25 protein-coding genes are annotated in these 25,640 nt (G+C 57.2%); 15 read left to right on the top strand and 10 right to left on the bottom strand.

What is annotated here, in order from left to right:
* Positions 1 to 84: 84 nt before the first annotated feature.
* The 7 genes from KCG87_RS20015 (at position 85) to KCG87_RS19985 (ending at position 7,324) form a co-directional block, all read left to right on the top strand.
* The gene (locus KCG87_RS20015; protein WP_210558736.1) at positions 85 to 1,020 is read left to right on the top strand and encodes a DMT family transporter; all 936 of its coding nucleotides are present in this window, start codon (positions 85 to 87) and stop codon (positions 1,018 to 1,020) included.
* Between the two features lie 246 nt (positions 1,021 to 1,266).
* Positions 1,267 to 4,185, top strand: coding sequence for a monovalent cation/H+ antiporter subunit A (locus KCG87_RS20010; protein WP_210558735.1), 2,919 nt, complete (start codon positions 1,267 to 1,269; stop codon positions 4,183 to 4,185).
* Entirely contained in the window at positions 4,185 to 4,529 is a 345-nt protein-coding gene (locus KCG87_RS20005) for a Na+/H+ antiporter subunit C (protein WP_003225953.1), read from the top strand. The genes KCG87_RS20010 and KCG87_RS20005 overlap by 1 nt, the downstream gene beginning before the upstream one ends.
* Positions 4,526 to 6,205 (top strand): monovalent cation/H+ antiporter subunit D, encoded by a 1,680-nt coding sequence (locus KCG87_RS20000; RefSeq protein ID WP_210558734.1) that lies wholly within the window; start codon positions 4,526 to 4,528, stop codon positions 6,203 to 6,205. The genes KCG87_RS20005 and KCG87_RS20000 overlap by 4 nt, the downstream gene beginning before the upstream one ends.
* Positions 6,202 to 6,690: a Na+/H+ antiporter subunit E gene (locus tag KCG87_RS19995; RefSeq protein WP_098964384.1), complete on the top strand. Its 489-nt coding sequence runs from the start codon at positions 6,202 to 6,204 to the stop codon at positions 6,688 to 6,690. The genes KCG87_RS20000 and KCG87_RS19995 overlap by 4 nt, the downstream gene beginning before the upstream one ends.
* Positions 6,687 to 6,965: a K+/H+ antiporter subunit F gene (locus tag KCG87_RS19990; RefSeq protein WP_003225959.1), complete on the top strand. Its 279-nt coding sequence runs from the start codon at positions 6,687 to 6,689 to the stop codon at positions 6,963 to 6,965. Before KCG87_RS19995 ends, KCG87_RS19990 begins: the two co-directional genes overlap by 4 nt.
* Positions 6,962 to 7,324, top strand: a complete 363-nt coding sequence (locus KCG87_RS19985; RefSeq protein WP_027612967.1) for a Na+/H+ antiporter subunit G — start codon at positions 6,962 to 6,964, stop codon at positions 7,322 to 7,324. The genes KCG87_RS19990 and KCG87_RS19985 overlap by 4 nt, the downstream gene beginning before the upstream one ends.
* A gap of 127 nt (positions 7,325 to 7,451) precedes the next feature.
* Here the strand turns inward: KCG87_RS19985 and KCG87_RS19980 are convergent, their stop codons facing one another.
* Positions 7,452 to 7,892, bottom strand: a complete 441-nt coding sequence (locus KCG87_RS19980; RefSeq protein ID WP_210558733.1) for a DUF3995 domain-containing protein — start codon at positions 7,890 to 7,892, stop codon at positions 7,452 to 7,454.
* A gap of 94 nt (positions 7,893 to 7,986) precedes the next feature.
* On the opposite strand from KCG87_RS19980, the gene KCG87_RS19975 reads away from it, so the two are divergent.
* Positions 7,987 to 8,376, top strand: a complete 390-nt coding sequence (locus KCG87_RS19975; RefSeq protein WP_139054731.1) for a DUF2946 domain-containing protein — start codon at positions 7,987 to 7,989, stop codon at positions 8,374 to 8,376.
* 92 nt (positions 8,377 to 8,468) lie between these two features.
* The gene (locus tag KCG87_RS19970; protein WP_210558732.1) at positions 8,469 to 10,601 is read left to right on the top strand and encodes a TonB-dependent receptor; all 2,133 of its coding nucleotides are present in this window, start codon (positions 8,469 to 8,471) and stop codon (positions 10,599 to 10,601) included.
* Between the two features lie 157 nt (positions 10,602 to 10,758).
* Here KCG87_RS19970 and KCG87_RS19965 read toward each other — a convergent pair whose 3' ends face one another.
* The 3 genes from KCG87_RS19965 to KCG87_RS19955 form a co-directional block, all read right to left on the bottom strand.
* Entirely contained in the window at positions 10,759 to 11,775 is a 1,017-nt protein-coding gene (locus KCG87_RS19965) for an ABC transporter substrate-binding protein (RefSeq protein ID WP_210558731.1), read from the bottom strand.
* 127 nt (positions 11,776 to 11,902) lie between these two features.
* Positions 11,903 to 12,100, bottom strand: coding sequence for a hypothetical protein (locus KCG87_RS19960; protein ID WP_098968428.1), 198 nt, complete (start codon positions 12,098 to 12,100; stop codon positions 11,903 to 11,905).
* Between the two features lie 8 nt (positions 12,101 to 12,108).
* Positions 12,109 to 12,579 (bottom strand): hypothetical protein, encoded by a 471-nt coding sequence (locus tag KCG87_RS19955; RefSeq protein WP_007966910.1) that lies wholly within the window; start codon positions 12,577 to 12,579, stop codon positions 12,109 to 12,111.
* Between the two features lie 402 nt (positions 12,580 to 12,981).
* On the opposite strand from KCG87_RS19955, the gene KCG87_RS19950 reads away from it, so the two are divergent.
* Both KCG87_RS19950 and KCG87_RS19945 read left to right on the top strand, forming a co-directional pair.
* A complete protein-coding gene (locus KCG87_RS19950) occupies positions 12,982 to 13,257 on the top strand; it encodes a hypothetical protein (RefSeq protein ID WP_027612961.1) in 276 nt (91 codons plus the stop codon).
* Positions 13,258 to 13,303: 46 nt separating this feature from the next.
* A complete protein-coding gene (locus tag KCG87_RS19945) occupies positions 13,304 to 13,540 on the top strand; it encodes a DUF2789 family protein (protein WP_210558730.1) in 237 nt (78 codons plus the stop codon).
* 6 nt (positions 13,541 to 13,546) lie between these two features.
* Here KCG87_RS19945 and KCG87_RS19940 read toward each other — a convergent pair whose 3' ends face one another.
* From KCG87_RS19940 to KCG87_RS19930, 3 genes are all read right to left on the bottom strand, one after another.
* Positions 13,547 to 13,747: a hypothetical protein gene (locus tag KCG87_RS19940; RefSeq protein ID WP_007966907.1), complete on the bottom strand. Its 201-nt coding sequence runs from the start codon at positions 13,745 to 13,747 to the stop codon at positions 13,547 to 13,549.
* A gap of 112 nt (positions 13,748 to 13,859) precedes the next feature.
* On the bottom strand, positions 13,860 to 15,464 hold the full coding sequence (locus KCG87_RS19935; protein ID WP_134786680.1) for a methyl-accepting chemotaxis protein: 1,605 nt from the start codon (positions 15,462 to 15,464) through the stop codon (positions 13,860 to 13,862).
* A 225-nt stretch (positions 15,465 to 15,689) separates the two neighbouring features.
* Positions 15,690 to 16,094 (bottom strand): TraR/DksA family transcriptional regulator, encoded by a 405-nt coding sequence (locus tag KCG87_RS19930; protein WP_003225981.1) that lies wholly within the window; start codon positions 16,092 to 16,094, stop codon positions 15,690 to 15,692.
* 402 nt (positions 16,095 to 16,496) lie between these two features.
* On the opposite strand from KCG87_RS19930, the gene KCG87_RS19925 reads away from it, so the two are divergent.
* The 4 genes from KCG87_RS19925 (at position 16,497) to KCG87_RS19910 (ending at position 21,106) form a co-directional block, all read left to right on the top strand.
* A complete protein-coding gene (locus tag KCG87_RS19925; RefSeq protein WP_007966905.1) occupies positions 16,497 to 17,405 on the top strand; it encodes a MurR/RpiR family transcriptional regulator in 909 nt (302 codons plus the stop codon).
* Positions 17,406 to 17,466: 61 nt separating this feature from the next.
* Entirely contained in the window at positions 17,467 to 18,072 is a 606-nt protein-coding gene (locus KCG87_RS19920) for a glutathione S-transferase (RefSeq protein ID WP_098964391.1), read from the top strand.
* Positions 18,073 to 18,074: 2 nt separating this feature from the next.
* The gene (locus KCG87_RS19915; RefSeq protein ID WP_210558729.1) at positions 18,075 to 19,181 is read left to right on the top strand and encodes a DNA alkylation repair protein; all 1,107 of its coding nucleotides are present in this window, start codon (positions 18,075 to 18,077) and stop codon (positions 19,179 to 19,181) included.
* A gap of 356 nt (positions 19,182 to 19,537) precedes the next feature.
* On the top strand, positions 19,538 to 21,106 hold the full coding sequence (locus tag KCG87_RS19910; RefSeq protein WP_210558728.1) for a DUF262 domain-containing protein: 1,569 nt from the start codon (positions 19,538 to 19,540) through the stop codon (positions 21,104 to 21,106).
* A gap of 467 nt (positions 21,107 to 21,573) precedes the next feature.
* On the opposite strand, the gene KCG87_RS19905 is transcribed toward KCG87_RS19910, so the two are convergent.
* The 3 genes from KCG87_RS19905 to KCG87_RS19895 all read right to left on the bottom strand — a co-directional run bounded on the left by KCG87_RS19905 (position 21,574) and on the right by KCG87_RS19895 (position 25,376).
* Positions 21,574 to 22,275 carry an HNH endonuclease gene (locus KCG87_RS19905; protein ID WP_210558727.1) on the bottom strand — a complete coding sequence of 234 codons (702 nt, stop codon included), beginning with the start codon at positions 22,273 to 22,275 and terminating at the stop codon, positions 21,574 to 21,576.
* Positions 22,268 to 23,377: an AAA family ATPase gene (locus KCG87_RS19900; RefSeq protein WP_210558726.1), complete on the bottom strand. Its 1,110-nt coding sequence runs from the start codon at positions 23,375 to 23,377 to the stop codon at positions 22,268 to 22,270. The genes KCG87_RS19905 and KCG87_RS19900 overlap by 8 nt, the downstream gene beginning before the upstream one ends.
* 1,303 nt (positions 23,378 to 24,680) lie before the next feature.
* Positions 24,681 to 25,376 carry a hypothetical protein gene (locus tag KCG87_RS19895; RefSeq protein ID WP_210558725.1) on the bottom strand — a complete coding sequence of 232 codons (696 nt, stop codon included), beginning with the start codon at positions 25,374 to 25,376 and terminating at the stop codon, positions 24,681 to 24,683.
* Positions 25,377 to 25,640 lie beyond the last annotated feature (264 nt).

The raw sequence follows: 25,640 nt of genomic DNA, 5'->3' as shown, positions 1-25,640 counted from the left end.
ATATTGCTCACTCGGTGGGGTTGGGCAGTATACTGCGCAACGTTGGGCGCATTGTGCGTCCTGCCTTTTATAGTGCGCAAGGACATGACGTCAGTGAACAGCTCCCCCACGCCGCTTCGCTTCTCCCGTTTCAGCAAGGCCGAGTGCGTGCTGGTGCTGATCACCATGGTCTGGGGCGGCACGTTCCTGCTGGTGCAACACGCCATGACCGTCAGTGGGCCGATGTTCTTTGTCGGCCTGCGCTTTGCCGCTGCGGCCGCCATTGTTGCGCTGTTCTCCTGGCGCCACTTGCGTGAACTGACCCTGTTCGAGCTCAAGGCCGGATCGTTCATCGGCGTGGCGATCATGCTCGGTTACGGCTTGCAGACGGTTGGTCTGCAAACGATCCCGAGCAGTCAGTCGGCATTCATCACCGCGCTGTACGTGCCCTTCGTGCCGTTGTTGCAATGGCTGGTGCTGGGCCGTCGTCCGGGGTTGATGCCAAGCATTGGCATCATGCTGGCGTTTACCGGTCTGATGCTGTTGTCCGGGCCGTCCGGGGCGTCGTTGAATTTCAGCCCCGGCGAAATTGCCACCCTGATCAGTGCCATCGCGATTGCCGCCGAGATCATTCTGATCAGCACCTATGCCGGTCAAGTCGATGTACGCCGGGTGACCGTGGTGCAACTGGCGGCGACCTCGGTGCTGTCGTTTCTGTTGGTGGTGCCAACCGGTGAAGCGCTTCCGGATTTTTCCTGGACCTTGCTGGTGACCGCGCTGGGACTCGGCGCGGCGAGTGCGGCGATTCAGGTGGCGATGAACTGGGCGCAGAAAAGCGTTTCGCCGACCCGGGCGACGTTGATCTACGCCGGTGAACCGGTCTGGGCCGGGATCGTCGGGCGAATCGCCGGGGAGCGCTTGCCGGCGATTGCGCTGGTGGGTGCGGGGTTGATTGTGGCGGCGGTGATTGTCAGCGAGTTGAAGACCAAGGGTAAGGTTGACGAAGTAGACGCTGAGCTGGAGCGGGAGACCCAAGGTTAATCCGCAATATCTTTAGTGCCTGATCCATCGCCTTCGCGAGCAAGCCCGCTCCCACATTGGAATGTGTTTCAAATGTGGGAGCGGGCTTGCTCGCGAAAGGGCCATCCGTCACAACATCCCTCCCCCTGAAACAATGCCAAACCAAATTTTTCAGACTACTTTGTAGGATTCTGAGACATCCTGGCGTTTGGTAATCAGGGAGCTGGCACGTATGATGCTTCACAAACTTCCGCAGATTAGAAGCCTATGTCCCTGATAGTTCTACTGCTTCTGCCATTCATTGGCAGCTGTCTGGCAGCGGTGCTGCCACACAACGCGCGTAATACCGAATCCCTGTTGGCAGGTCTGGTCGCTCTGATCGGCACCGTGCAGGTCGCGCTGTTGTACCCGCAAATCGCCCACGGCGGGGTGATCCGCGAAGAATTCATGTGGCTGCCCAGCCTCGGTTTGAATTTCGTCCTGCGCATGGACGGCTTCGCCTGGCTGTTCTCGCTGCTGGTGCTGGGCATCGGCGCACTCGTCTCCTTATATGCGCGTTATTACATGTCGCCGGACGACCCGGTGCCGCGCTTCTTCGCCTTTTTCCTGGCGTTCATGGGCGCCATGCTCGGGCTGGTGATCTCCGGCAACCTGATCCAGATCGTGTTCTTCTGGGAGCTGACCAGCCTCTTCTCGTTCCTGTTGATCGGCTACTGGCACCACCGCTCCGATGCCCGGCGGGGCGCTTACATGGCGCTGATGGTCACCGGTGCCGGGGGACTATGCCTGCTGGCGGGGGTCATGATCCTCGGCCATGTCGTCGGCAGCTATGACCTGGACAAGGTCCTGGCCGCCGGCGATCAGATTCGCGCACATGCCCTCTACCCTATCCTGCTTCCCCTCATCCTTATCGGCGCCCTCAGCAAAAGCGCTCAGTTCCCTTTCCACTTCTGGCTGCCGCACGCCATGGCGGCGCCCACCCCGGTTTCGGCTTATCTGCACTCGGCGACCATGGTCAAGGCCGGGGTATTTCTGCTCGCACGCCTGTGGCCGTCGCTGTCCGGCAGTGAAGAATGGTTCTACATCGTCAGCGGCGCCGGCGCGTGTACGCTGTTGCTCGGCGCCTACTGCGCGATGTTCCAGAACGATCTCAAGGGCCTGCTGGCCTACTCGACCATCAGCCATCTGGGCCTGATCACCCTGCTGCTCGGCCTGAACAGCCCGCTGGCAGCGGTCGCTGCGGTGTTCCACATTCTCAACCACGCGACCTTCAAGGCTTCGCTGTTCATGGCCGCCGGGATCATCGACCACGAAAGCGGCACCCGTGACATCCGCAAACTCAGCGGCCTGATCAAACTGATTCCGTTCACCGCGACATTGGCCATGGTTGCCAGCGCGTCGATGGCCGGCGTACCGCTGCTCAACGGCTTCCTGTCGAAAGAAATGTTCTTCGCCGAAACCGTGTTCATCAACGCCACCGCGTGGGTCGAAGCAGCGTTGCCGATTGTCGCGACCATTGCCGGTACCTTCAGCGTCGCCTACTCGCTGCGCTTTACCGTCGACGTGTTTTTCGGCCCTACCGCTACCGATCTGCCGCACACCCCGCATGAACCGCCGCGCTGGATGCGCGCGCCAGTCGAGCTGCTGGTGTTCACCTGTCTGGTCGTCGGGATCTTCCCGGCCCAAGTGGTCGGCCCGCTGCTCGCGGCCGCCGCGCTGCCGGTGGTGGGTGGCACGCTGCCGGAGTACAGCCTGGCGATCTGGCACGGTCTGAATGCACCGATGATCATGAGCCTGATCGCCATGTCCGGCGGCATCGTGGTCTATCTGCTGTTGCGCAACCAGCTCAAGCGTGGCCGCTTCAAATACCCGCCGCTGGTGGGCCGTTCCAACGGCAAGCGCCTGTTCGAACGCAGTCTGGTGATCATGATGCGCATGGCCCGTCGGGTAGAACGCCGACTCGGCACCCGCCGCCTGCAAATGCAACTGTTCCTGATGGTCCTGGCGGCGGTGCTCGCCGGCCTGATCCCGATGTTGCACAGCAGCCTGAGCTGGGGCGACCGGCCGAAGATTCCGGGTTCGATCGTGTTCGTCACCCTGTGGCTGCTGGCAATCGCTTGCGCCCTCGGCGCCGCATGGCAGGCCAAGTATCACCGTCTCGCCGCCCTGACCATGGTCAGCGTCTGCGGGTTGATGACCTGCGTGACCTTCGTCTGGTTCTCGGCGCCGGATCTGGCCCTGACGCAATTGGCGGTGGAAGTGGTGACCACGGTGCTGATCCTGCTCGGCCTGCGCTGGCTTCCGCGACGGATTGAAGAAGTCTCGCCACTACCATCGAGCCTGCGCAAGGCCCGGGTGCGGCGCTTGCGCGACTTGCTGCTGTCGATTGCCGTCGGCGCCGGCATGGCGCTGCTGTCCTACGCGATGCTGACCCGGCAGACGCCCAACGACATTTCCTCGTTCTACCTCAGCCGGGCCATGCCCGAGGGCGGTGGCAGCAACGTGGTCAACGTGATGCTGGTGGACTTCCGCGGCTTCGATACCCTCGGTGAAATCACCGTGCTGGTGGCCGTGGCGCTGACCGTGTTCGCCCTGCTGCGCCGCTTCCGCCCGCCGAAAGAAAGCCTGCAGTTGCCGGCCCAGCAACGTCTGCTCGCGCCGGACGTGGTCACCGATCTGGTCAACCCGCGCAGCGCCAGCGACACCGCGCTCGGCTTCATGATGGTGCCGGCGGTGCTGGTGCGCCTGTTGCTGCCGATTGCGCTGGTGGTGTCGTGCTACCTGTTCATGCGCGGTCACAACCAGCCGGGCGGCGGTTTCGTCGCCGGACTGGTGATGTCGGTGGCGTTCATCCTGCAATACATGGTCGCCGGCACGCAGTGGGTCGAAGCGCAAATGAGCCTGCGACCGCTGCGCTGGATGGGCACCGGCCTGCTGTTTGCCACCGCCACCGGTCTCGGGGCGATGGCGGTCGGCTATCCGTTCCTGACCACCCACACCTGGCATTTCGCATTGCCGCTGCTGGGCGAGATCCATATCGCCAGTGCGCTGTTCTTCGATATCGGCGTGTACGCCGTGGTCGTGGGCTCGACGCTGCTGATCCTCACCGCCCTCGCCCACCAATCGGTGCGTGGTCACAAGACCGCGTCGCTGCCCAAGTCCGTCGCCAGCAAAGGAGCCGTCTGATGGAAGAAGTCATCGCAATCGCCATCGGCGTGCTCGCCGCCTCCGGGGTCTGGCTGGTGCTGCGGCCACGGACATTTCAGGTGGTCATGGGCCTGTGCCTGCTGTCCTACGCGGTCAACCTGTTCATCTTCAGCATGGGCAGCCTGTTCATCGGTAAAGAACCGGTGATCAAGGACGGCGTGACACAGGATTTGCTGCACTACACCGATCCGCTGCCGCAGGCACTGGTGCTGACCGCGATCGTCATCAGCTTCGCCATGACCGCGCTGTTCCTGGTGGTGCTGCTGGCGTCGCGGGGCCTGACCGGCACCGACCACGTCGACGGCCGGGAGCCCAAGGAATGATGGCGATGACTCACCTGATCGCCGCACCGATCCTGCTGCCGCTGCTGACCGCCGCCATCATGTTGATGCTCGGCGAGAAGCATCGGCCGCTGAAGGCGAAAATCAATCTGTTCTCCAGCCTCGTCGGCTTGTTCATTTCGGTGATGCTGCTGCAGTGGACGCAAACCACCGGCGTGCCCGGTTCCATCGGCGTGTACCTGCCGGGCAACTGGCAGGCGCCGTTCGGCATCGTGCTGGTGGTTGATCGCCTCTCGGCCTTGATGCTGGTGTTGACCGGGATCATCGGCGTCAGCGCCCTGTTGTTCGCCATGGCGCGTTGGGACGGCGCGGGATCGAGCTTCCACGCTTTGTTCCAGATTCAGCTGATGGGCCTGTATGGGGCCTTCCTCACCGCCGACCTGTTCAACCTGTTCGTGTTCTTCGAGGTGCTGCTCGCCGCCTCGTATGGCCTGTTGCTGCACGGCTCGGGTCGGGCGCGGGTGTCGTCGGGCCTACATTACATCTCGATCAACCTGCTGGCCTCGTCGCTGTTCCTGATTGGCGCGGCGCTGATCTATGGCGTCACCGGCACCCTGAACATGGCCGATCTGGCGCTGAAGATTCCGCTGGTGCCGGAAGCCGACCGCGGCTTGCTGCACGCCGGCGCGGGGATTCTTGCGGTGGCATTCCTGGCCAAGGCCGGCATGTGGCCACTGAACTTCTGGCTGGTGCCGGCCTACTCCTCGGCCAGTGCGCCGGTGGCGGCGATGTTCGCGATCATGACCAAGGTCGGCGTCTACACCCTGCTGCGCCTGTGGACGCTGCTGTTTTCCAGTCAGGCCGGGGCCTCGGCGTTCTTCGGTGGCGACTGGCTGATCTACGGCGGCATGGCGACCATCGCCTGCGCGGCGCTGGCGATTCTCGCCGCGCAACGCCTGGAGCGCATGGCCAGCCTGAGCATTCTGGTGTCGGCGGGGATTCTGTTGTCGGCGGTGGGTTTCGCCCAGCCAAACCTGATCGGCGCAGCGCTGTTCTATCTGGTCAGCTCGACCCTGGCACTGAGTGCGCTGTTCCTGCTGGCCGAGCTGATCGAGCGTTCGCGGTCGGCCAACGAAATCCCGCTGGAGGACGAAAGCGAGTTGCTGCCGCGTCCGCAGGAATCGCTGCAACCGCCCAAGGGCATCAACCTCGACGACGAGCAGAAAGCCGTGGTCGGTCAGGTCATCCCGTGGACCATGGCGTTTCTCGGCTTGAGTTTCATTGCCTGCGCGCTGCTGATCATCGGCATGCCGCCGCTGTCCGGATTCATCGGCAAGCTCAACCTGATCGGTGCGCTGCTCAATCCGCTGGGGCTGGGCGGCGAGGCACCGATCTCGAACGCTGCATGGGCGTTGCTGGCGCTGCTGATCCTCTCCGGACTGGCCTCGTTGATGGCATTCGCGCGCATGGGCATCCAGCGTTTCTGGACGCCCGAGGAGCGCCCGTCGCCGCTGCTGCGCAAGCTTGAATGCGCACCGATCTTCCTGTTGCTGGGGCTGAGCATCGCGCTGACCTTCAAGGCCGAACCGCTGCTGCGTTACACCCAGGCCACCGCCGCCGCGCTGAACAACCCGCAGCAATACGTGATGGCAGTGCTCGGCACCCGCGCCGTTCCCAGCCCTGAAGCCAAAGCGGCGATGCTGGAGGTGCAGCCATGAAGCGCGTATTTCCGGCACCGTTGCTGTCACTGGCGTTGTGGGTTTTGTGGCTGACGCTGAACCTCTCCGTCAGCCCGGGCAACCTGCTGCTCGGTGCAATCCTCGGGTTCGCCGCACCATTGATGATGCGCAAGCTGCGCCCGAAACAGGTGCGCATCCGCCGTCCGCTGACGATTTTGCGCCTGTTCGTGATGGTCGGTCGTGACGTGATCCTCTCCAATCTGATCGTCGCCTGGGGCGTGCTCAATGCCGGTCGCCGACCGCCGCGTTCGCGCTTCGTCAAAGTCCCGCTGGACCTGCGCGACGCCCACGGTCTGGCCGCTCTGGCGATGATTTGCACCGTGGTGCCCGGCACCGTGTGGTCGGAGCTGGCGCTGGATCGCAGCATTCTGCTGCTGCATGTTTGGGATCTGGATGACGAGGCGCACTTCATCCACCACTTCAAGACTGCCTACGAGCAGCCGTTGATGGAGATTTTCGAATGAGTCCGCTGCTGTCGAATGCGATTCTGCTGACGCTGTTCCTGTTCTCGCTGGCAATGGTCCTGACCTTGATTCGCCTGTTCAAGGGGCCGTCGGCACAGGATCGGGTACTCGCTCTGGATTACCTGTACATCGTCGCCATGCTGATGATGCTGACCCTGGGCATTCGTTATTCCAGTGACACTTACTTCGAGGCGGCGCTGCTGATCGCGCTGTTCGGCTTCGTCGGCTCGTTTGCCCTGGCGAAATTCCTGCTGCGTGGCGAGGTGATCGAATGAATGCTGAATTGTCGCTGTGGGTGGAGATTCCGGTGGCGATCCTGCTGGTGCTCAGCGGGGTGTTTGCGCTGATTGGCGCGACCGGATTGCTGCGCATGAAGGATTATTTTCAGCGCATGCACCCGCCGGCGCTGGCCTCGACACTGGGCGCGTGGTGTGTCGCACTGGCTTCGATCATCTGTTTTTCTGCACTCAAGTCCGGGCCGGTGATGCATGCCTGGCTGATTCCGATTCTGCTGGCGATTACCGTACCGGTGACTACGTTGCTGCTGGCGCGGGCGGCTTTGTTCCGCAAGCGCATGGCGGGGGATGATGTGCCGGCTGAGGTGAGTAGTCGCCGCACCGAGAGTGGTAGTTAGTTTCTACATCTAGGGTGTCTGAACTGGCCTCTTCGCGAGCAAGCCCGCTCCCACATTTGGAATGCATTTCCCCTGTGGGAGCGGGCTTGCTCGCGAAGAGGCCGGTATTGCCAACACATGAACCGGGTCAGACCCAAGCCACCGCCAACAACCCCGCCCCCAACCCCAGACACAGCGGCGAATACACCCAGGTATCCAGCCGCGCAAACCGCGACCCCTTCACTTCCTTGAAAAACCCCACCAGATTCGAATCGCCGATCGCCCGGGCAAACATCAATAACGCAATCGCACTGATCACCCATTGCAACGCTTTGTGATGCACCGCCGGCATGCCCCAGCCGACGCGCATGCACACCAGCGCGGCAATCACCAACAATGCTGCCGCTACCAGCAAGGTAATCCAGCCTGACGGTTTGAACGCCGGTCGCACCGTCGCCACCAGTCCTCGCACCGGCACTTGCGGTACCGCCGCCACCGCCGCCCACTGCCCACCCAGCGCCCAATACACGTGTACCAGGGCGATTGCCGCAAATATCGTCACCAGCCATTGAGCCAACACAAAGGTCATGGTCGAGAATCCTTTCAAGGGATTTGAACAAAACATCCTAGTCGGCATTTTTTGAAGTGCACGACCGATCAGCGGTACGGTAAAGTGCCGCCCCATGAAATTCACCCGTTCCGATCGCTCACTGCTGGCCTGGATGCTTTATTGCTGCGTCCTGTTCAACGTGTTCGCCTGCAGCATCGGTCACGGGCAAATGGTCGGGATGCAGCTCAACGGCATCGGCGGCCAGTTCTGTACGGTCGACCCGACCACTCAAGCGCCGCAGAGCAGCAACCCCGGCGAAGAACAATTGCCGACCCTGTCGAAGGCGTTCGGCTGTCCGCTGTGCTCGGTCGGCGGCGGCATGGGCCCGGCGTTCAACTCCAGCCTGACCCTCGCGGTTCTGCCCGAACAGCACAGCCCGCCGCTGGCGCCCATCGTCAGTGCGGACCTCCCTGCCCGCTTCACCTGGCCTTCGGCCAATCCTCGCGCCCCACCGCTCGCCTGAGTGTCTTTGCCTTTTTGATTTTTCAGCCCACTGCGCCAACGCGCGGCGTTCGCCTGTGCGCTGATTCCTAGACAAGCATTCAGGATTCAACGATGAAACATATTCCTCTGCTGGCGAGCCTGTGCGGCTGCCTGTCCCTTAACGCCTGGGCGCAATCCACCGTAGACCTGGCGCCGATCACCATCGACGGCGAATCCACCAGCGAACCAGGCCTGAGCCTCGATCAATCCAGCGGCATGGCCTCGCGCCTCGGCTTGAGCGTGCGCGACACGCCGGCCTCGGTGGCCGTCGCCAACCGCAACGACATCGAACGTCACGGCGCGCAAAACTTCCAGGACGCCGCCAACACCCTGCCCGGGGTCAATGCCAGCGCACCGCCAGGCTTTGGCGGATTCGTCTCCTATCGCGGTTTCACCAGCAGCCAGATCACCCAGATGTTCAACGGCGTCACCGTCTCCGGCGGCCTCGCCCGGCCGGTGGATGCGTGGATCTATGATCGAGTCGAACTGGTCGGCGGCCCGTCGTCGCTGATCAACGGCGCAGGCTCGGTGGGAGGTTCGCTGAACTACGTGACCAAACTGGCAACTCGCGACGAACAAGCCGCTGAAGGTCGCGTCAGCTACGGTAGTTACGACACCACCGAAACCGCGTTCGGCCTCAACCATGCCCTGACCGACCCGAGCGCCGACGTGCAGCACTACGCGCGGCTCGATGTCAGCCACAACACCAGCAACGGCTACATCGACCGCCAGCAACGCGATGCCTGGAGCGTGGCGTTCTCGTTGCTCAGCGACCTCACGCCGGATCTGTCGCACACCCTGGCCCTGGAATATCAGGACGAACACGAAGACAGCCCGTACTGGGGCACGCCGGTGCTCAACCCCAAGGCCGGCGAGTTGAAGATCGACAAACACAACCGCTTCAACAACTACAACGTCGAGGACGGGCGCTACGAGCAGCGCACGATCTGGGTGCGCTCGATCATCGACTATCGGATCAACGACAGCACAACCCTGCGCAACACGCTGTATCACCTCGACAGCCAGCGCGACTACCGCAACCTCGAGACCTATCAGTACAACGCCGACAACACAGCGGTGAATCGCTCCACCGCCTATCAAGTGCGGCATCAGGGCGAGCAGAACGGCAACCAGTTCGAACTGCGCCACGACAACACCCTGTTCGGCCTCGACACCACTTGGTCCGGTGGTTTCGAGTACAAGGTCAACCAGACCACCAACTCGCCGCTGAATATCAAAGGCCCAAGCACGGTCGATCCGAACAACTACCGTCCGGGGCATTTCTACGATATTCCCGGCACCAACCCGGCACTGATCAGCGACAAGACCAACGAGGTCACCACCAAGGCGCTGTTCGTGGAAAACCGCCTGGCACTGACCGACAAACTGGCGTTGCTCACCGGCCTGCGTTACGACGACATCGACCTCGACGTGACCAACCATCGCACCGTAACGGCCGCCAATCCGAAGCATCTCAAGCGCAGCTGGGAGCCGGTCACCGGGCGTGTCGGCCTTACCTACCAGTTCATTCCATCCGCCAACGTCTACGTGCAATACAGCACCGCCGCCGAGCAACCGAACGGCACGCAGGACTTCGATGTTTCCACCGGCAAGCAGTGGGAAATCGGCAGCAAGTTCGACTACCTCAGCGGCCGTGGCTCGGCGACGGTTGCCGCCTACACCATCGAGCGCAAAGACTTTGCTGTGACTGACCCGCTGGACCCTACCAGCAGCATCCCGGTAGGACAGCAAACTTCGACAGGCATCGAGATTGCCAGCTCCCTGCGGATTACCGACAAGCTGTTGGCCGAAGGCAACTTCGCCTGGGTCGATGCGCAATACGACGACTTCACCGAAAAGAATGCCGCCGGCGTAGTGGTGTCGCGCAAGGGCAACACACCGACCAACGTCCCGGATCGGGTCGGCAATCTATGGCTGACTTATGATTTTTCGCCGCAATGGCAAGGTGGGGTCGATGCGCGGTATGTGGCGTCGGTGTATGCGGACACAGCGAACACCATGACCGTGCCGTCGTACACGCTGTTCGGCAGCTTCCTCAGCTACAAGGTCGACTCGCACACCACCGTTACCGGGCGAGTGCGTAACCTGACCAACGAGGTGTATGCCGAGTTTGCGCATGTGTCGCCGGCTTACTATCTGGGTACACCGCGCACCTTTGAATTGGCGGTGCAGACTCGATTCTGAGTCGACACATAACCTGTGGCGAGGGAGCTTGCTCCCGCTGGGTTGCGAAGCAGCCCTGAAATCGGCTGACGCGGTTAATCATTAAAACCGCATTTTCCGAGATAGCGACTGCTCCGCAGCCGAGCGGGAGCAAGCTCCCTCGCCACAGAAGCCCATCTCATTTCATATCAGCCGCCACCTTCTCCGCCACATCCTTCGGCACCCAAGCCTGCCACACCTCCGGATGCGCCTTCATGAAGGCCTCAGCCGCCTGCCGTGGTGCGGTGTGTTTCTCGCTCATCTCGGCCAACGCCTTGTTCAGCGGATCGATCGGGAAATCCACCTTGCTGAAGAATTCGGCAATCTGCGGATACTGCTTCTGGAACGGCGTAGACACGCCAATCGACAGCTTCGATGCCAGCGAACGGGTCGGTTTCGGATTGGGGTTATCGGCATCGGTCAGGGTCTTCCACGCCTCGGCATCGAACGGTGGCTCTTCCAGCTGCACCAGTTTGAATTTGCCCAGCAATGGCGTCGGCGACCAGTAATAGAACAGCACCGGTTTGCCCCGACGGATCGAAGAGCTGATCTCGGCATCCAGCGCCGCGCCCGAGCCACTGCGGAAATTGGTGTAATCGTCCTGCAGGCCGTAAGCGGTCAGCTTCTGTTTGTTCACCACTTCCGAGGTCCAGCCGATCGGGCTGTTGAGGAACCGACCCTTGCTCGGATTTTCCGGGTCCTTGAACACGTCCTTGTATTTCTTCAGATCACTGACACTGCGCAGGTCCGGCGCCAGCGGCTTGATGCCCTTGGCCGGGTCACCCTTGATCACGTATTCCGGCACCCACCAGCCTTCAGTCGCACCCTTGACCGTATCGCCGAGACTGACGACCTTGCCCTCCGCTTCAGCCTTGACCCACACCGGACTGCGCCCGGCCCACTCTTCGCCAATGACCTGAATGTCATTGTTGGCCAGCGCGGTTTCCAGGGTGATGGTGGTGCCGGGCAACGTATCGGTCGGCAGGCCATAGCCCTTCTCGACGATGATCCGCAGGACATCGGTGATCAGGCTGCCGCTTTCCCAGTTCAGGTCGGCAAAATGAATCGGTGCCTGCGCCGCCGCTGCCGGCTGCGCGGCCGTCAGTACACCGAACGAAACCACGCTGGCGGCCAATAGCCGTCGAATTCCTTTCATGCTTTGCACCTCGTGCTGTTCACAGCAATAGCAGGATGGCCTGGCAGAAGACCGCAAGCCTCTGAATACTCAGTCAACTGACTGTAGCCGAGGTTCCTGCTTTTTCCGGGGGCCAATCCCGGCGAGGTTATGTTTCAGACTTTTCCTGCAAGCTTTGCAGCTCGCGTCTGACCATGCTGGCGTATTCCGCAGGCCGCAAGGTGTAGATCTGCGCTGCCACCCAGCTCAGCCACGCGCCCTGCAATTCGGCTTTGGCGTTGAACAGGCGCAATGCCTCTTCACGTGCGCGGTCGAGGTTCTGCGAATGGAAGTCGGCGCGACTCACACCACCGATCACTCGCTGGCCTTGAACGTGATCAGTTCGCCCTTGCGCCACTTCGCCGCTTTACCGGTAACGGCTTTCAGGGTCTTGGTCAGGCCTTCCTGCAGTTGCTGGTGTGCGGCAAACACCGTCACCACGCTGTGGCCTTCCTTGAACAGGATCGCGTGGCCGTCCGCTGTATCGACAAAGGCGTAATCGCCCAGGCCGTACACCGTGAGTTTGATTTCGCGAAAGCGAATGTCCATCTTGCCGCCTTCACGGCTGGGCAGCACGGCCGCGCTGAAATGATCGCCGACCTTGAGCTTGAGCCCCGGTTTGTCATCGACCACCAACGCACTTTCGGTGTCGATCTCGGCCACGTAAATGCCTTCGGCGTTCTGTTCGGTGATGTAAACAAAACGCGACTGGAACAGCTTGACCAGCTTTGCACGCAAATCACCCAACACGAACAAAGCATGCATATCGAGGTTACTGACTGCCAAAGAAACATCCCCACATCTGAAAAAGTACCCGGCGCCAAAACGCGCACGGCAAAAAAACGGCCAGGCCGATGCTGTTACCGAATGACTTCAGTACACCTGAAACAAGCGGAGCGCCCATACATCACAAGTTCGCAAGACTACTGGAAAGTCAGGCGAGAAACTTGCCTCGATGTTCGCCAGGCCTTGAAGGAAAAATCTTCATTGAAGCGCAACGAAGACGGACTACAAACTTTAGGGAAAAAACTGACGAAAAAAAGCCCTTTTCCGACATATCGCCGGTAAAAAATTGCTTTAGATAGGCACCTGTCGCCAGCAGACACTGGCGATTCTAGAGCAGCGATGCTGCTTCCGACTACCCGAACCGACCTGTAACCGTCGGCTATCTCATGAAAAGGACTTCATATGTGCACTCTGACTCACTTTGCCCAGCCCTCCAAACCAGTCATGGATACGCCTTTCGTGCTGCACGGCACTGATTTGCCGGAACTTGCGCAATACGCACAAAGCGTCCAGACCCCGCGATTTCAGGTGGTCCCGGCAGGTAATGCGTTCTTTCATATCAAGGAATCTTCCACCGGCCGTGTAAGAGGTTTCCGCGAAGACCATAACGAAGCGTGCGCCCTCGCCCGCTTGCTTGAATCACGAATCGAACTCTTGTCCAACGGCTGCCTCAGATAAAGAGCGAGCGACAGCGCCATTTCGGCACACGCAAAAGGAGTACACGATGGAACTGCCTGCATATGATCTGAAAACCCTGTTCGACCAACTGGGCCTGCCATCGGAAAACGGGGCCATCGACGATTTCATCGAAGCGCATCCGCTGGATGCCAAAACCAAGTTGATCGATGCCAAGTTCTGGACAGCGCAACAGGCGCAACTGCTGAAGGAGTGGCTGCGCGCCGACGGCGAAGAAGCGGTGATGGTCGATGAATTGAACGTACGCCTGCACGACGGACGTTAATAAATGTCAGTGCAGGCTGTCGCCAGGCTCGGCCATCAGTTGCGCGAGCCAGGCAGCCTTGCACTCCTCCGCCTCGTCGCGACTGGCGAACGCGGTGCCACGCCGCTCACCATTGAGCAACACCACCCAGCAGACGCTCTGGCCCATCGCGCGCAATCCGGCGGGCACACCACTGCCAATCATCACCGCGACATCGACTCTGCACATACTGACCTCTCGATTTCATTAGCTACCTAACTAACGGCCATGTTAATGACTTCATCGCAGAGGAAACAGCAACGCCCGTGCACAGATTCATTGCGCGAGCGGTAACAATCGATTAGCGCGGATTCTCCGGCTTGTAACCCAGGCGCAGACCGCCCCAATGCCGGCCCTTGACCATGATCGGCACCGACAAGTCGTGCATCAGCTCCCCGGTGTCACGGGTGTAGGTCTGCAGCAACACCGCCTGTTGATGGCTGCCGCAGCGGATCCCGGTGCGGTCGGCGAACTTGCGTTTGGTACGATTACCCACCGCGTCGATCTGCTGGTCACCGGTCAACGGCTGACTGAATGCCAGATTGTGCGTCGGCACATAACCCTGCGGCGTGCAGGCGATGGCGAACACCAACCCCTCATGGCGCGGCAGCAACGGCTCCTGGATCGCCGGCAGCACCTGATCGGTGTAGCGGTCGAAACGGGTCTGAAACTTCGCCGGCTGCGTCCCGGGAATCGGTTGATATTGACGGTCGAACAAATCCTCAAGGCTGATCCGCCCCTGCTCGACATCCGCCTCGAACCGCGCCGCAATCTGACTCGCGCCCTCACGCGCCAGGTCATAGACGCGCTGGTGATAGTCATCCAGACCGACTTCGGCCAGACGCTCGCTGATGGTTTCCGCCTGCCCTTCCATCTGCACAGCGGCCTCGGCCAGACGCCGGGTTTGTTGATCGCTGATCGCCAGATCGCTGCGCATCTGCTCGATGGCCTTGAACAAACTGTCGAGCTGCTCGCGATTGGTTTCCGCGCCACGGGCGATTTCGCCGACCTGGGTTTCCACCCCGGCCGCCAGCCGTGCGATGTTTTCCAGATGCTGGCCGGTGTTCTCGACCTGCTCGACACCGGTCTGCAGATCGCTGGACAGCTCGCGGATCTGCTCCACCACTTGCGCCGTACGCTGCTGAATGTCGGCAACCATTTCGCCGACTTCGCCGGTCGCCGAGGCCGTCCGCGCTGCCAGACCGCGCACCTCATCCGCCACCACCGCAAAACCACGGCCATGCTCGCCAGCCCGCGCCGCTTCAATCGCCGCGTTGAGGGCCAGCAGATTGGTCTGGCTGGCGATGGACTGAATCACCAAGGTCACCCGTTGAATGTCATCGCTGCGCAGGCTCAGGGCTTCGATCAGCTCACGACTGGCGTTGGCGCGTTGACTGAGTTGATGCATGCGCGCAATCGAATCCACCAGTTCGGTGCGCCCCGCCGCGCTGCTGTGATGCGCTTCGCTGGCGGCGTCCAGCGCTTCACGACTGAGCTGCGAAGTGGCGTGTTCGGTGGCGATCATCACTTCGGCGTTGCTGACAATCTGCGCCGCCGCGTCGAGTTGCGATTCGAGTTTGCCCGCCAGTTGCTTGACGGAAAACGCCACACCGGCGGCTGACAGTGCGTTATGACTGGTGGTGTAGGAAAGATCGCGGGTGAGTTCAGAAATCGCGCTACCGGCATCGACAGGCGCAGCATCAGGGGTGGCCCGCGAGCGCAGGCGCGGCAACCAGACAATCAGCACCGCCAGCGGCAGGCCGATGTACAGCGACCATCCACCCAGCGTCATGCCGGCGAGCAACAGCATCAGGGCGATGCTTTGCAGGGTCGGAGCGATCCAGCGGTTTTTCGGCAACAGCACTGGTGCGGGCAAAGCCCCAACCAGAGATCCATCTCTCGTCATTTCAACACCCCACGCTTGTTCTCATTGTTGTGACTGCATTAAACGCCACTAGAACGCCATTATCCATGGTCCGTTAGTCGTGGAGTCTGCAGCAGGTCAATGGAACGGCGCGCAAAATATCGCAGACGAGCAAAAGCAAAGATCGCAGCCCCGTCAGCTCGTGTAGGAGCTGCCGAAGGCTGCGATCTTTTGCAGGCGCCCCCGATTCAGGGGGCAGCCATGGAATCAGGCCTGACGCTGGTGCTTGTCGATCTGCTCGTGACGCTCTTGAGCTTCGATGCAGTACTTGGTGGTCGGGCTGATCAGCAGGCGTTTCAGGCCGATGGCCTCGCCGCTGTCGTCGCACCAGCCAAAACTGTCTTCCTTGATGCGCTCAAGGGCTTGTTCCAGTTGCGGCAGCATGCGCTGGTCGCGATCGATCGCGTTCACCAGCCAGGTGCGCTCTTCTTCAACCGAAGCCGCGTCCGCCGGGTCGGCCGGAGTGTCCAGGCTTTCGATGGCGATACGGTTTTGCTCAATGCGCTCGTGGGTTTCGACTTTCATGTTCTGCAACAGCTCAGTGAAGAAAGCGTGTTGCTCGGCATTCATGTAGTCATCTGCCGGCATGGCCAGCAACTTGTCCTTTGTCATTGATATCTCTATAAAAAAACGTGCATTAAGGCGAAATAGGGAGCGTTCCGGCGAACCGTGTCCGGTCGACGAAAAGGCATCGTTTATTGCAAACGCCACCCGGCACTCAATTTACGAAGGGGCGGCAGTCTAAGGCCCGTTTGAGGCCTCAGCAACTGTAAATACCGGGAATTTGTCCGACAACAGCCGTAAACAGCTCTGACACAGGCTTCATGGCGGTCATCGGAGTGCGTTTATAGCAAGAAATTCAGTCGAGCGGCTGTATATAGAAGACAAACGGCTAACCGCTGGTGCCTCATCGCGAATTTTTCTTCTCCCGGTGCATCGTTTCAGCCAAGCAGAACCCCAAAAGCCCTCCTAACATCAGCCTCAGTGTGATTTGATCAGCCTAAAGGAAGACTTATGCCCCGCCCCGATCTGCCGGCCAACGACGAGCGCCCCCTCGCCAGCCCTCCGATCAATGCCGAGCGTCTGCTGCAACTGATCACCGACGAATACGACACCCTGCCGCGCCAACTCAAGCGCATCGCCAGCTACATGAGCCAGCAAAGCGACCGGATCATGGTCGATCGCATCAGCGACATCGCCCGGGAATGCGAGGTGCATCCGTCCGCCATCGTGCGCTTCTCGCAGCGCTTCGGCTTCAGCGGCTTCAGCGAAATGCAGGCGCTGTTCCGCGCCGCCTACACCCACAAAGCCTCGCCGGTGCACAACTACCAGCAACGCATCCGCAGCATGATCGCCAACCAGTCGCAGCAGGCCAGCGATGGCGACCTCGCCCGCGAATGCATCGACGCCACCCGCTCCGGCATCGAACGCTTGGGCCGCGAACTAGACGACGTCGCGTTCGAAAAAGCCGTCGACCTGATCGTCAACGCCGACAACATCTATGTGGTCGGCGTACGTCGCTCCTTCGCCGTCGCCGACTACCTCGTTTACAACTTGCAACACACTCACAAGCGCATTCACCTGGTTTCCGGGCTGGGGGGCAGTTATCGCGAGCAGATGCGCAGCGTGCGTAGCGGTGATTTGGTCATCGCCATCAGCTTCACCCCCTACGCCAAGGAAACCCAGCACTGCCTGCGCTACGCCCGCCAGCAACAGGCCAACACCCTGATCCTCACCGACAGCCACCTCTCGCCATTGGCCAAAAACGCCAACAGCCTGCTGCTGGTGAATGAGGGCAGCGCATTGGCGTTCCGTTCGCTGAGTGCGACCTTGTGTTTGTGTCAGGCGTTATTTGTGGCGGTGGCGTATCGGCTGGAATTGAATGTGGATGAGATTCACGAACAAGCCGGTTTTGACGACTGACATTTGCCTCAGGCTCGGCTAGGTTATGCCTTCCCACCGGTTCGACTTGAAGGAACGCGTCATGAAACTGATCGGCATGCTGGACTCCCCCTACGTGCGCCGCGTGGCGATCTCCGCCAAACGCCTCGGCATCGACCTCGAACATGAATCGGTCTCGGTGTTCCGCCACTTCGAGCAATTCCAGCAGATCAACCCGGTGGTCAAGGCGCCCACGCTGATCCTCGATGACGGCGTGGTCCTGATGGACTCCACCCTGATCCTCGACTACCTGGAAGCCGCCAGCGGCAAAAGCCTGCTGCCGAGCGACCTCCAACAACGCGCCCACGCCCTGCGCCTGATCGGCCTCAGCCTCGCCGCCTGCGAAAAAGCCGTGCAGCTCTACTACGAACGCAACCTGCGCCCGGCCGACATTCAATATCAACCGTGGGTCGAACGCGTCGAAGGCCAACTCGCCGCCGCCTTCACCGCCCTCGAACAGGAACTGGAAAAAACCGGCCTGCCCACCGACGGCACCCTCACCCAGGCCGGCATCAGTCTCGCCGTCGCCTGGAGCTTCACCGACCTCGTCGTTCCCGACCAGATCGACACCCGCCGCTACCCGCACATCGCCCAATACACCGCGTACGCCGAAACTCTCGAAGCGTTCGTCAGCACCCCGATGACCTGACCATGAGCACCACCGACACCGCCACCCCGGCGTTAAAGGAAATCTTCAACGCCGAGCGCCTGCAACACATCGCCAGCGAAATGAGCGCCGTGTACCCGGCGTTCAAGGCCAAGGCGTTTCTCAAGCACGCCAACCAAGGGCTGGCGGAATTGTCAGTGATGCAACGCATGGCCCGCGTCAGCGAAAGCCTGCACGCCGTGCTGCCACTGGACTACGAAGATTCCCTCGAAGTCCTCCGCCAACTCGCCCCCCGCCTCAACAGCGGGTTCGTCAGCATGTGCCTGCCGCACTACGTCGCCAGCTACGGCGGCCACGCCTTCGATACCTCCATGCAAGCGCTGAAATACTTCACCACCTTCGGCTCCTCCGAATTCGCCATCCGCCACTTCCTGCGCAGCGATCTCGAACGCTCACTGGAACTCATGCACGACTGGACCCAAGACCAAAACCACCACGTCCGCCGCCTCGCCAGCGAAGGCACCCGCCCTCGCCTGCCTTGGTCATTCCGCCTGGAAGCCGTGCAAGCCAACCCGCAACTGACCGCCGGAATCCTCGATCGGTTGAAAGCCGACGAGAGTCTGTACGTACGCAAGTCCGTGGCGAACCATTTGAATGACGTGACCAAAGAGCATCCAGAGTGGGTGCTGGATACGATTGAAGGCTGGCCACTGGAGAACGAACACACGGCATGGATTGCCAAGCACGCGTTGCGTAGTTTGATCAAACAGGGAGATCTGCGCGCGCTGACGGTGATTGGTGCGGGGGCCAAGGCTGAGGTTGAGTTACTGGATGTGCGGGTTGAACCGGCGGTGGTGAGGTTGGGTGAGGCGATTACGTTGTCGTTTACGGTGAAGTCAACGGTGGCGCATGAACAGCGGTTGGTGATTGATTATGCGATTGACTATGTGAAGGCGAATGGCGGGGTTTCGGGGAAGGTGTTCAAGTTGAAGACGTTGGAGTTGGCGGGGTTTGGGGAGTTGGTTGTGGGGAGGCGGCAGGTGATTAAGGATTTTACGACGCGGAGGCATTTTGTGGGGCGGCATGGGGTGCGGGTTATGGTTAATGGGGAGGTTTTGGGGAGTGCTGCGTTTGAGATTGTTGCTGATTGATACTGCTGATGGATTCCGTTGAGCTGGCGGGACTCGGGCTGATAGGGAATTACGGATGGGGCTGCTTTCGGCCAAAACCAGCCATTCGTGAGAATACGAGCGCGCAGTTAAGAAGCAGCTGATCAGACACACCCTTTTATCCGTCTTTCGCGCAAGCAGAATCTATCCTGCAATAGTGACTTACCAGAGTGCCAGACAGTCGAGCAGCTGGCGTTCACCCCAGTGCTGGAGATCGTCTTCATCGCTCGAATCCAAAATCGGAAAAAGAGTTTCTGGAGCTCCTTTAGCGGATGTTTATGCAACCGGATTTGATTTACTATCCTTCAATCTTTGGAACGTAGGTTGACGAGGATCGTATGGCGTTGAAATCAAATTTAGTTAACCTTGATGCGATGATTACGAGAGCAGATTTCGCCATTACGGACGAAGACGCAGCTCTTTTTGAGAACGTTCCAACCATTTCGCTACGAGAGTTCTCTCAAGGCGGAATGATGGGGCCAAATCTAAGAAAGCCCGACTTCCAAAGAGAAACCAATCATTGGACACCCGACCAGATAGTTTCCCTTCTCGAGTGCTTTGTGGATGGTGATTTGATCCCGTCAGTAATTTTGTGGCAATCACCAACTTATTTGTTTGTTATTGATGGCTGCCATCGCCTGAGCGTGCTTCGGGCTTGGGTGGAGGACGACTACGGAGATGGTCCAATATCTCAAAGTTACTTCGGCTATGATATGCCACAGTCTCAGAAAGATATTGCAAGAAAAACTAGAGATCTCGTTGCCAAGAAAGTAGGTACGTGGAAACATTATCAAACTAGGAGTGCTGACCTACCGTCCGGCGGACCAGATCGGAAACGGTTAAATACGGTGATTTCTCGCGGCCTTCCCATACAGTGGGTTAAGGGCGATGCGGATAAGGCGGAAAGCTCGTTTTTTAAAATCAATATGAAAGGCACGCCTCTTGACGATATTGAGGAGCTACTTTTACGAAGCAGAAAAAAGCCAGTACCTATTGCAGCGCGAGCAATAATCAGGTCAGGCAAAGGTCATAAATATTGGTCTAGCTTCCAAGAAGATGCCGTTTCCAAAATTGAAATTGCTGCTAAGAATTTACACTCCACCCTATTTGACCCCGAACTAAGAAGGCCAATTAAAACGCTCGATCTACCGCTCGGCGGGCCAAAGGTCATCAGAGCCGCACTACAAACACTGATTGATTTTATATTAGTGTCCGTCAGAAACCAGCAAGGTGACCCCAAAGCTATCTCTGATATGAAAGATGATCTAGATGGGGTAGATACGGTACGCGCGCTAGAGAAAGCTCTAGTTTTGGCGCGGCGAATTACGGGTAACGACAATGGCAGTTTAGGGCTTCATCCAGCAGTTTATTTTTATGGACCTACTGGTCGCCACTCAGGCGCTATGTTCATGGGGACTGTTATTCTTCTAGGGAAAAAAATATCCAATAATGATCAGACTTTTTTTGAAAAATTCACTCAAGTCAGGGGAAAGCTCGAAAGAATTTTGATCGAAGAAAAAGAATTAATAGCAACTATATTGCAGAAGAGTTCAAGTCGAAGTCGATCAACCACTTATGCAGCATTGTTTGACACCATTATCAAGGCACTTTATGCCGGAAAGGACATAAGTGAAGAGGATATAGTCCAGTTTTCTGGAATGGAAGGAAAAGTTTTTGTTGGTGCTCAGTCGGCCTCGCCTAAATCATTTAGCGATGACACAAAAAGTCAAGCTTTCATAAGTTTGGCGCTATCATCCGCCCCCAAATGTCCTCTATGTGATGGATATTTAGATTCTGAAAAATCAATTTCATATGATCACATAGTCAGAGCTCGAGAGGGAGGGCTTGGAGTTATTGATAATCTCCAGCTTACGCACCCTTATTGCAATCAAACTTTAAAGAACTGATTCTTGAATATCGCCTATTTCGCTATCCCATTCTAAACATAGACGTACCATTTATATTCAATACCCCCCACACCCTGACCCGGTATGGGGGCTATTGAATATCGGAGGTAATTACATGCTATCGATCTAAACTTATAACGGAGCTTAGTTTTTAAGCCCCGACCATCGTCAGATCTGCCATACCTAAACAGTACCGCGATGCAAGTCCTTCCCATGAAAGCATAGATAACTGTCCGCATATGGCCGGTAGCGGTGCGTGCGAACGTCCGCTATCGGCCGGTTGCAGCCCTTCGAGACAGGCAGCAATCGGCCGTAAGTGGCCGTTCGCAAGTGACGACGAACGGCCAAAAGCAGCCGTTCACCAATGGCCGCTACCGACCCATAACGGTCCTTCGCGGTGGACTGCAATCGGCCGAAGCGAGCGCTAAAAAATGTTCACTAAGGGCGATTCACAGCCCTATGTTGATCTAAATTTTCGAGTAAAGCATTTTTGTTATCTGCTCAAGCGCGAGGCTGGCCGCACCCGGATTGTTGCTGATATAGTTTTCCAATGATGTAATTGCCTTCGATATTTCTGGGCAAGTCTTTTCTTTTAAGAAGAAATTGGACACCTTGCCAAGAAGGTTTTTACAAACAATCTTGCCTTCCTTCGTTTTCCCAAAAAATACTCTAACGTCGACTTTGTTAGTTCCTATCCTAATCATTTCTATATGTTCATGGTAGCTATGATAGCGTGGATGGAAACAATCGAATTTGTTCCTCCTGTATGACTGCTTCACGCTCGCTAGCTTGAACCAGTCGTCTGCGCTTTTCAACGCATTACAGGTCGCACAGGATAAGGCTAAATTATCGAAGGAAAATGCAAAATAGGGGTAGTGCTTGATGGGTAATATGTGCTCAATATTAGAGTTTATGTGATGATAAATTTTGTCTTGGCAATAACAGCACAACTGATTTTGTCGGGTCGCGAGGTACTCGCGGAGCTTTTTGTGAAGATAGGCTCCTTTACCAGTATTATAGAAATTCGCCCAGATATTCTTATCCGGCGGAAAATTCCTCCTTACACCTCTGTAGAACAGCGAGATTTGCTGGTAGGCAGCGGCGCGGTCGGGTGCATGAGCAGCTTTCGGGTAAACCTGCTTCAAGAAACAGGTGATATCACTATCCATGGGAAGTCACCCTTTGCAGGATGGTATCAATAGCGATTTTGAAATCTTCAACAGACTTACGCAGTTCCGCTCTTTCACCGGCCATGGCAGCAGCTGATAAGGTGTGCTCCTCCAGGAGAGTTAATGCGTCTTTTACTTCCTGCATGCTGTGAATCTCGGTGTTGGCATGCTCCAATGCCATGTTGAGAACCGTCGCATATTTTTCGTAGATCGCTTTGTTATTCGGGGTGACAGTATGAAATTCCTCGAAGATAAGGTTTTCTACATTGCTGGAAATTTCGACGATTCTTTGCATCTTAGACTCACCGGTCATGTTATAGCAGGCAGAGCCCAGCTTCAGGGCGCTCGCAATGATTACCGGCGAGTGCGTGGCAACGGTGAATTTGCAATCGAGTACGTTGGCGACGATCTGTTGCATAGTCTTAGGCCATGCCAATTGCCACTCAAGATGTAGACTTATCTCTGGTTCATCAATATAGAAGTGAGTATTCGGCGCACAATGAGACAAGATTTTCAACCCCGTCGACACCATGTTCTGCTCTCCAGAGCTGAACAAAGAAAACGGTAGGATTTCGTCGTCCTTTCTGAGCATGAGTTCGAATGGCTTGAGCGGGTGATCCAGAATTGCGCGGTTTCTTTTGACGAAGCCAAGGTCCAGTGGTGCTTTTGCGAAGGTCCTGGCCAATTGCGAGTTATTATCGCTTTTTCGCTTCTTTACCTCGCGTGGGCCTATCCATACCTCGCTTTTAAAACCTATGTCTTGAAGTAGCCCCTTCAATACAGAATCTCTTTGTTTTTCTAGGCAAATGACGTAGTTCAGTACTGCATTCGCAGCCAGTGTATTCATGTGGACGCCGTTGCCTACGGTGCGATTGCCAAGGTAGGTATAGCTGCCGCCTCTTTTTCTATCTTTCTTCTTGCTGCCCCATCTGAATCTGTCGCTTAAACCAGAGGAAATGACCACGACATTAGTATGTTCACTTGTGTTTTGTGCGTTTTTCTCCAGCGCGATGCTCTTGCCGATGCCGTTGTTGCCGATAATGTATGTGAATTGTTCTGACGAGGGCAGGGCCCTTTCGGTGCTGGTGGTCTTGACGTTCAACTTGTGGCTCTGCGGTTGATTAAGTTGCGGTTTGGGGAGGTATCACAGCCATACACTTGGGGGAAAAAGCATTTGCGGGCCAGATCGACGACGGCGGTCAGGATCAGGGACAGACGCCGCGATTGACGGATCGTCGGGCCAGTATCAGCAGCAAATGTCACAAGTGATTGTCGTGCGGAAATACCCATTGGTCCCAGGGCCGGGTAAAGGCGTCGAGTTTGCTGCACAGTGCAGCCATCCAGTCGCCGGGGCCTTGGCGTGAGAGGATGTAGCCATTTCTGTGAAACTGGTCGCGATGTGTCATGGGGTCGGAATCCTTGCCGTTGTTGCAGCAGGTGAGCCTAACTTTGGTCAAAGCAGGATGTCAATTTGGCATCGCTTAGCGGACGTACCGTCGTTGAACCCCTTGTCGCAGATCGACCAAGAGCGCTTGGATACCTTGATGTCCTGTCATGCCCTTGGCGTTGTAGCACACGACCATCTGCCGCCGTAGTTGTGACCAACACTGCTGACGAGTCGACACGGTTTCTCGCCCGACGCTGGGAGGTGGGGTCAAACGTTAACAAGTTCCAATCATGAAAAAACTGTTCGCTGTCATTAGCTCCGCGTGATGCTGGTTACCGATTACGGCCGATATCAGTCGACGGAGCCGATTGCGGCTGTTCCATTTTTTCTAATCCGCATTGCGCCCCGACACGTGGCCGTTCCACTCCATATCTGTAAACCCACTGGTTTTGAGTTAGCAGCGACGTTTAGGACGACTGTATCCGGCTTGTTCTAGAAGTTTACTAGCCTCGTGAATGTCGAGTGAGTACCTATCTGGATCCATTAGATCGGTGTAGAACTCTGCGCAACCGCCGACTACATGACCGCTCCAGATTGAGACCTCTCTACTTTCTCTGCGAAATAATTGAAGAAAGAAACGTTTAAAGTCAGATGTAAGAGAAAACTTAGCTCTGTAAGGGTTACCCTTGCGCAGATAGTCATCCCAATTTAGCCTAATCGGAAGGCGAAAACCTTCCATTCTAGTGGATAGGTCTAAAATGATATTAAATGTCAAAAACTCTACTCTAACTCCTAAAAGATCCTGCACCAAAATCCTATTCAATACGTTATTTCTTCCTTCGTCGGTATTGTATAAGCTGGTCCATATACCTTTTTGTGACGACTGCACCACAACAATGTGGGCTCGTTGAATCGAGCCAGAACTATCAACGACTATTGCATATTCTGCTGCGCACGGTTGACGATCATTGCCAGCATAAAAAATTTGCTTCACAAGATAATCTCACTCTCTAAGCAGTCAACTCAAAAAGGCCACGAGCTTGCTTCCGAACTTTGTGTTCTGTTTTGACAGGCAACTATCCGCACTTAGAATCATTTCAAGCTGCTTTACCTCAACCAACCCCTTTTGGTAAAGGTCACTCCATATGCTGTCAAGAATTTCATGATTTGCAATTATTTCGGGCATAGCGCTTGCAATAATTTGAGATAGAGATACTGAGGTTTGGTATGGTTTAACACGATTATTCTCTGTAAACCACCGCTCAGGATCCTCGAAAAGCTTTAGGAGCCTAATGTGTGAAACTGTGCACACGTCTACAAAATTAAGGAAAATCTGTCGATAATCATCACTTGGGCATGTAGGTAGCGCAGAGTTTATTACGGCATTTCGTAATGCTTCAAGCTTTTCTGCCTGATGGTTCCTTAGTGAGATGTTGCAAACTTCTGCAACCGTACTTATAAATGCTTCATTTTCCTTTAGTCCTGTTTCCGTTACAACTCCTTGATCTATGAGGTCGTTTAAAGCTGCTCCAATCGCAAGCATTGTTTCTGTGCGACGCTTATTTAAAGGGGCTTCAAGTAAAGAATTAAAAATCTCCAACAACGGACTTCCAACAACGGGTACTGCTCCTATGGCAACTCTTCCAATGCGGTGTAGCTTCTCATCAATTGGTTCGACTTTTGGATCAATCGCTTCAAGATTAATTTTTTCCATGATTAGAGACTCCTTGATGCCATACGGTCGATGCTAAATATTGATATGCTTTCCGTTGTCAAGCATATCAATTTTACCTAACTCAAAGTAGTCCATCGCGGTGAGGCCCTAGTGCTAATCAAAATTAGAAAAGAGGACGCATTTATTTTTAGGATCAACCGGCTGCTTTGGGTCGGTAACGGTCGTTTGTGAGCGTCCGCTATTGGCCGATTGCTGACCCTTACGAAGGGCCGCAGTCGACTCGTTGCAGTCGTTGAGATTCGA

Origin of the sequence: Pseudomonas sp. MWU347, assembly GCF_017947305.1 — a bacterium.
Lineage (GTDB): Bacteria > Pseudomonadota > Gammaproteobacteria > Pseudomonadales > Pseudomonadaceae > Aquipseudomonas > Aquipseudomonas putida_A.
Note: the sequence above shows the minus strand (reverse complement) of the source record. Positions and strands in the feature narration are given on the sequence as shown.

What these genes read in the sequence shown, in the direction of transcription:
- KCG87_RS19915 (WP_210558729.1), top strand. Translation starts at nt 18,075, where the DNA reads ATGAGCACCACCGACACCGCCACCCCGGCGTTAAAGGAAATCTTCAAC.
- KCG87_RS19930 (WP_003225981.1), bottom strand. Translation starts at nt 16,094, where the DNA reads ATGACAAAGGACAAGTTGCTGGCCATGCCGGCAGATGACTACATGAAT.
- KCG87_RS20005 (WP_003225953.1), top strand. Translation starts at nt 4,185, where the DNA reads ATGGAAGAAGTCATCGCAATCGCCATCGGCGTGCTCGCCGCCTCCGGG.
- KCG87_RS19975 (WP_139054731.1), top strand. Translation starts at nt 7,987, where the DNA reads ATGAAATTCACCCGTTCCGATCGCTCACTGCTGGCCTGGATGCTTTAT.
- KCG87_RS19945 (WP_210558730.1), top strand. Translation starts at nt 13,304, where the DNA reads ATGGAACTGCCTGCATATGATCTGAAAACCCTGTTCGACCAACTGGGC.
- KCG87_RS19920 (WP_098964391.1), top strand. Translation starts at nt 17,467, where the DNA reads ATGAAACTGATCGGCATGCTGGACTCCCCCTACGTGCGCCGCGTGGCG.
- KCG87_RS19940 (WP_007966907.1), bottom strand. Translation starts at nt 13,747, where the DNA reads ATGTGCAGAGTCGATGTCGCGGTGATGATTGGCAGTGGTGTGCCCGCC.
- KCG87_RS20010 (WP_210558735.1), top strand. Translation starts at nt 1,267, where the DNA reads ATGTCCCTGATAGTTCTACTGCTTCTGCCATTCATTGGCAGCTGTCTG.
- KCG87_RS19895 (WP_210558725.1), bottom strand. Translation starts at nt 25,376, where the DNA reads ATGGAAAAAATTAATCTTGAAGCGATTGATCCAAAAGTCGAACCAATT.
- KCG87_RS20000 (WP_210558734.1), top strand. Translation starts at nt 4,526, where the DNA reads ATGATGGCGATGACTCACCTGATCGCCGCACCGATCCTGCTGCCGCTG.
- KCG87_RS19995 (WP_098964384.1), top strand. Translation starts at nt 6,202, where the DNA reads ATGAAGCGCGTATTTCCGGCACCGTTGCTGTCACTGGCGTTGTGGGTT.
- KCG87_RS19980 (WP_210558733.1), bottom strand. Translation starts at nt 7,892, where the DNA reads ATGACCTTTGTGTTGGCTCAATGGCTGGTGACGATATTTGCGGCAATC.
- KCG87_RS20015 (WP_210558736.1), top strand. Translation starts at nt 85, where the DNA reads ATGACGTCAGTGAACAGCTCCCCCACGCCGCTTCGCTTCTCCCGTTTC.
- KCG87_RS19950 (WP_027612961.1), top strand. Translation starts at nt 12,982, where the DNA reads ATGTGCACTCTGACTCACTTTGCCCAGCCCTCCAAACCAGTCATGGAT.
- KCG87_RS19985 (WP_027612967.1), top strand. Translation starts at nt 6,962, where the DNA reads ATGAATGCTGAATTGTCGCTGTGGGTGGAGATTCCGGTGGCGATCCTG.
- KCG87_RS19970 (WP_210558732.1), top strand. Translation starts at nt 8,469, where the DNA reads ATGAAACATATTCCTCTGCTGGCGAGCCTGTGCGGCTGCCTGTCCCTT.
- KCG87_RS19965 (WP_210558731.1), bottom strand. Translation starts at nt 11,775, where the DNA reads ATGAAAGGAATTCGACGGCTATTGGCCGCCAGCGTGGTTTCGTTCGGT.
- KCG87_RS19935 (WP_134786680.1), bottom strand. Translation starts at nt 15,464, where the DNA reads ATGACGAGAGATGGATCTCTGGTTGGGGCTTTGCCCGCACCAGTGCTG.
- KCG87_RS19990 (WP_003225959.1), top strand. Translation starts at nt 6,687, where the DNA reads ATGAGTCCGCTGCTGTCGAATGCGATTCTGCTGACGCTGTTCCTGTTC.
- KCG87_RS19905 (WP_210558727.1), bottom strand. Translation starts at nt 22,275, where the DNA reads ATGGATAGTGATATCACCTGTTTCTTGAAGCAGGTTTACCCGAAAGCT.
- KCG87_RS19910 (WP_210558728.1), top strand. Translation starts at nt 19,538, where the DNA reads ATGGCGTTGAAATCAAATTTAGTTAACCTTGATGCGATGATTACGAGA.
- KCG87_RS19925 (WP_007966905.1), top strand. Translation starts at nt 16,497, where the DNA reads ATGCCCCGCCCCGATCTGCCGGCCAACGACGAGCGCCCCCTCGCCAGC.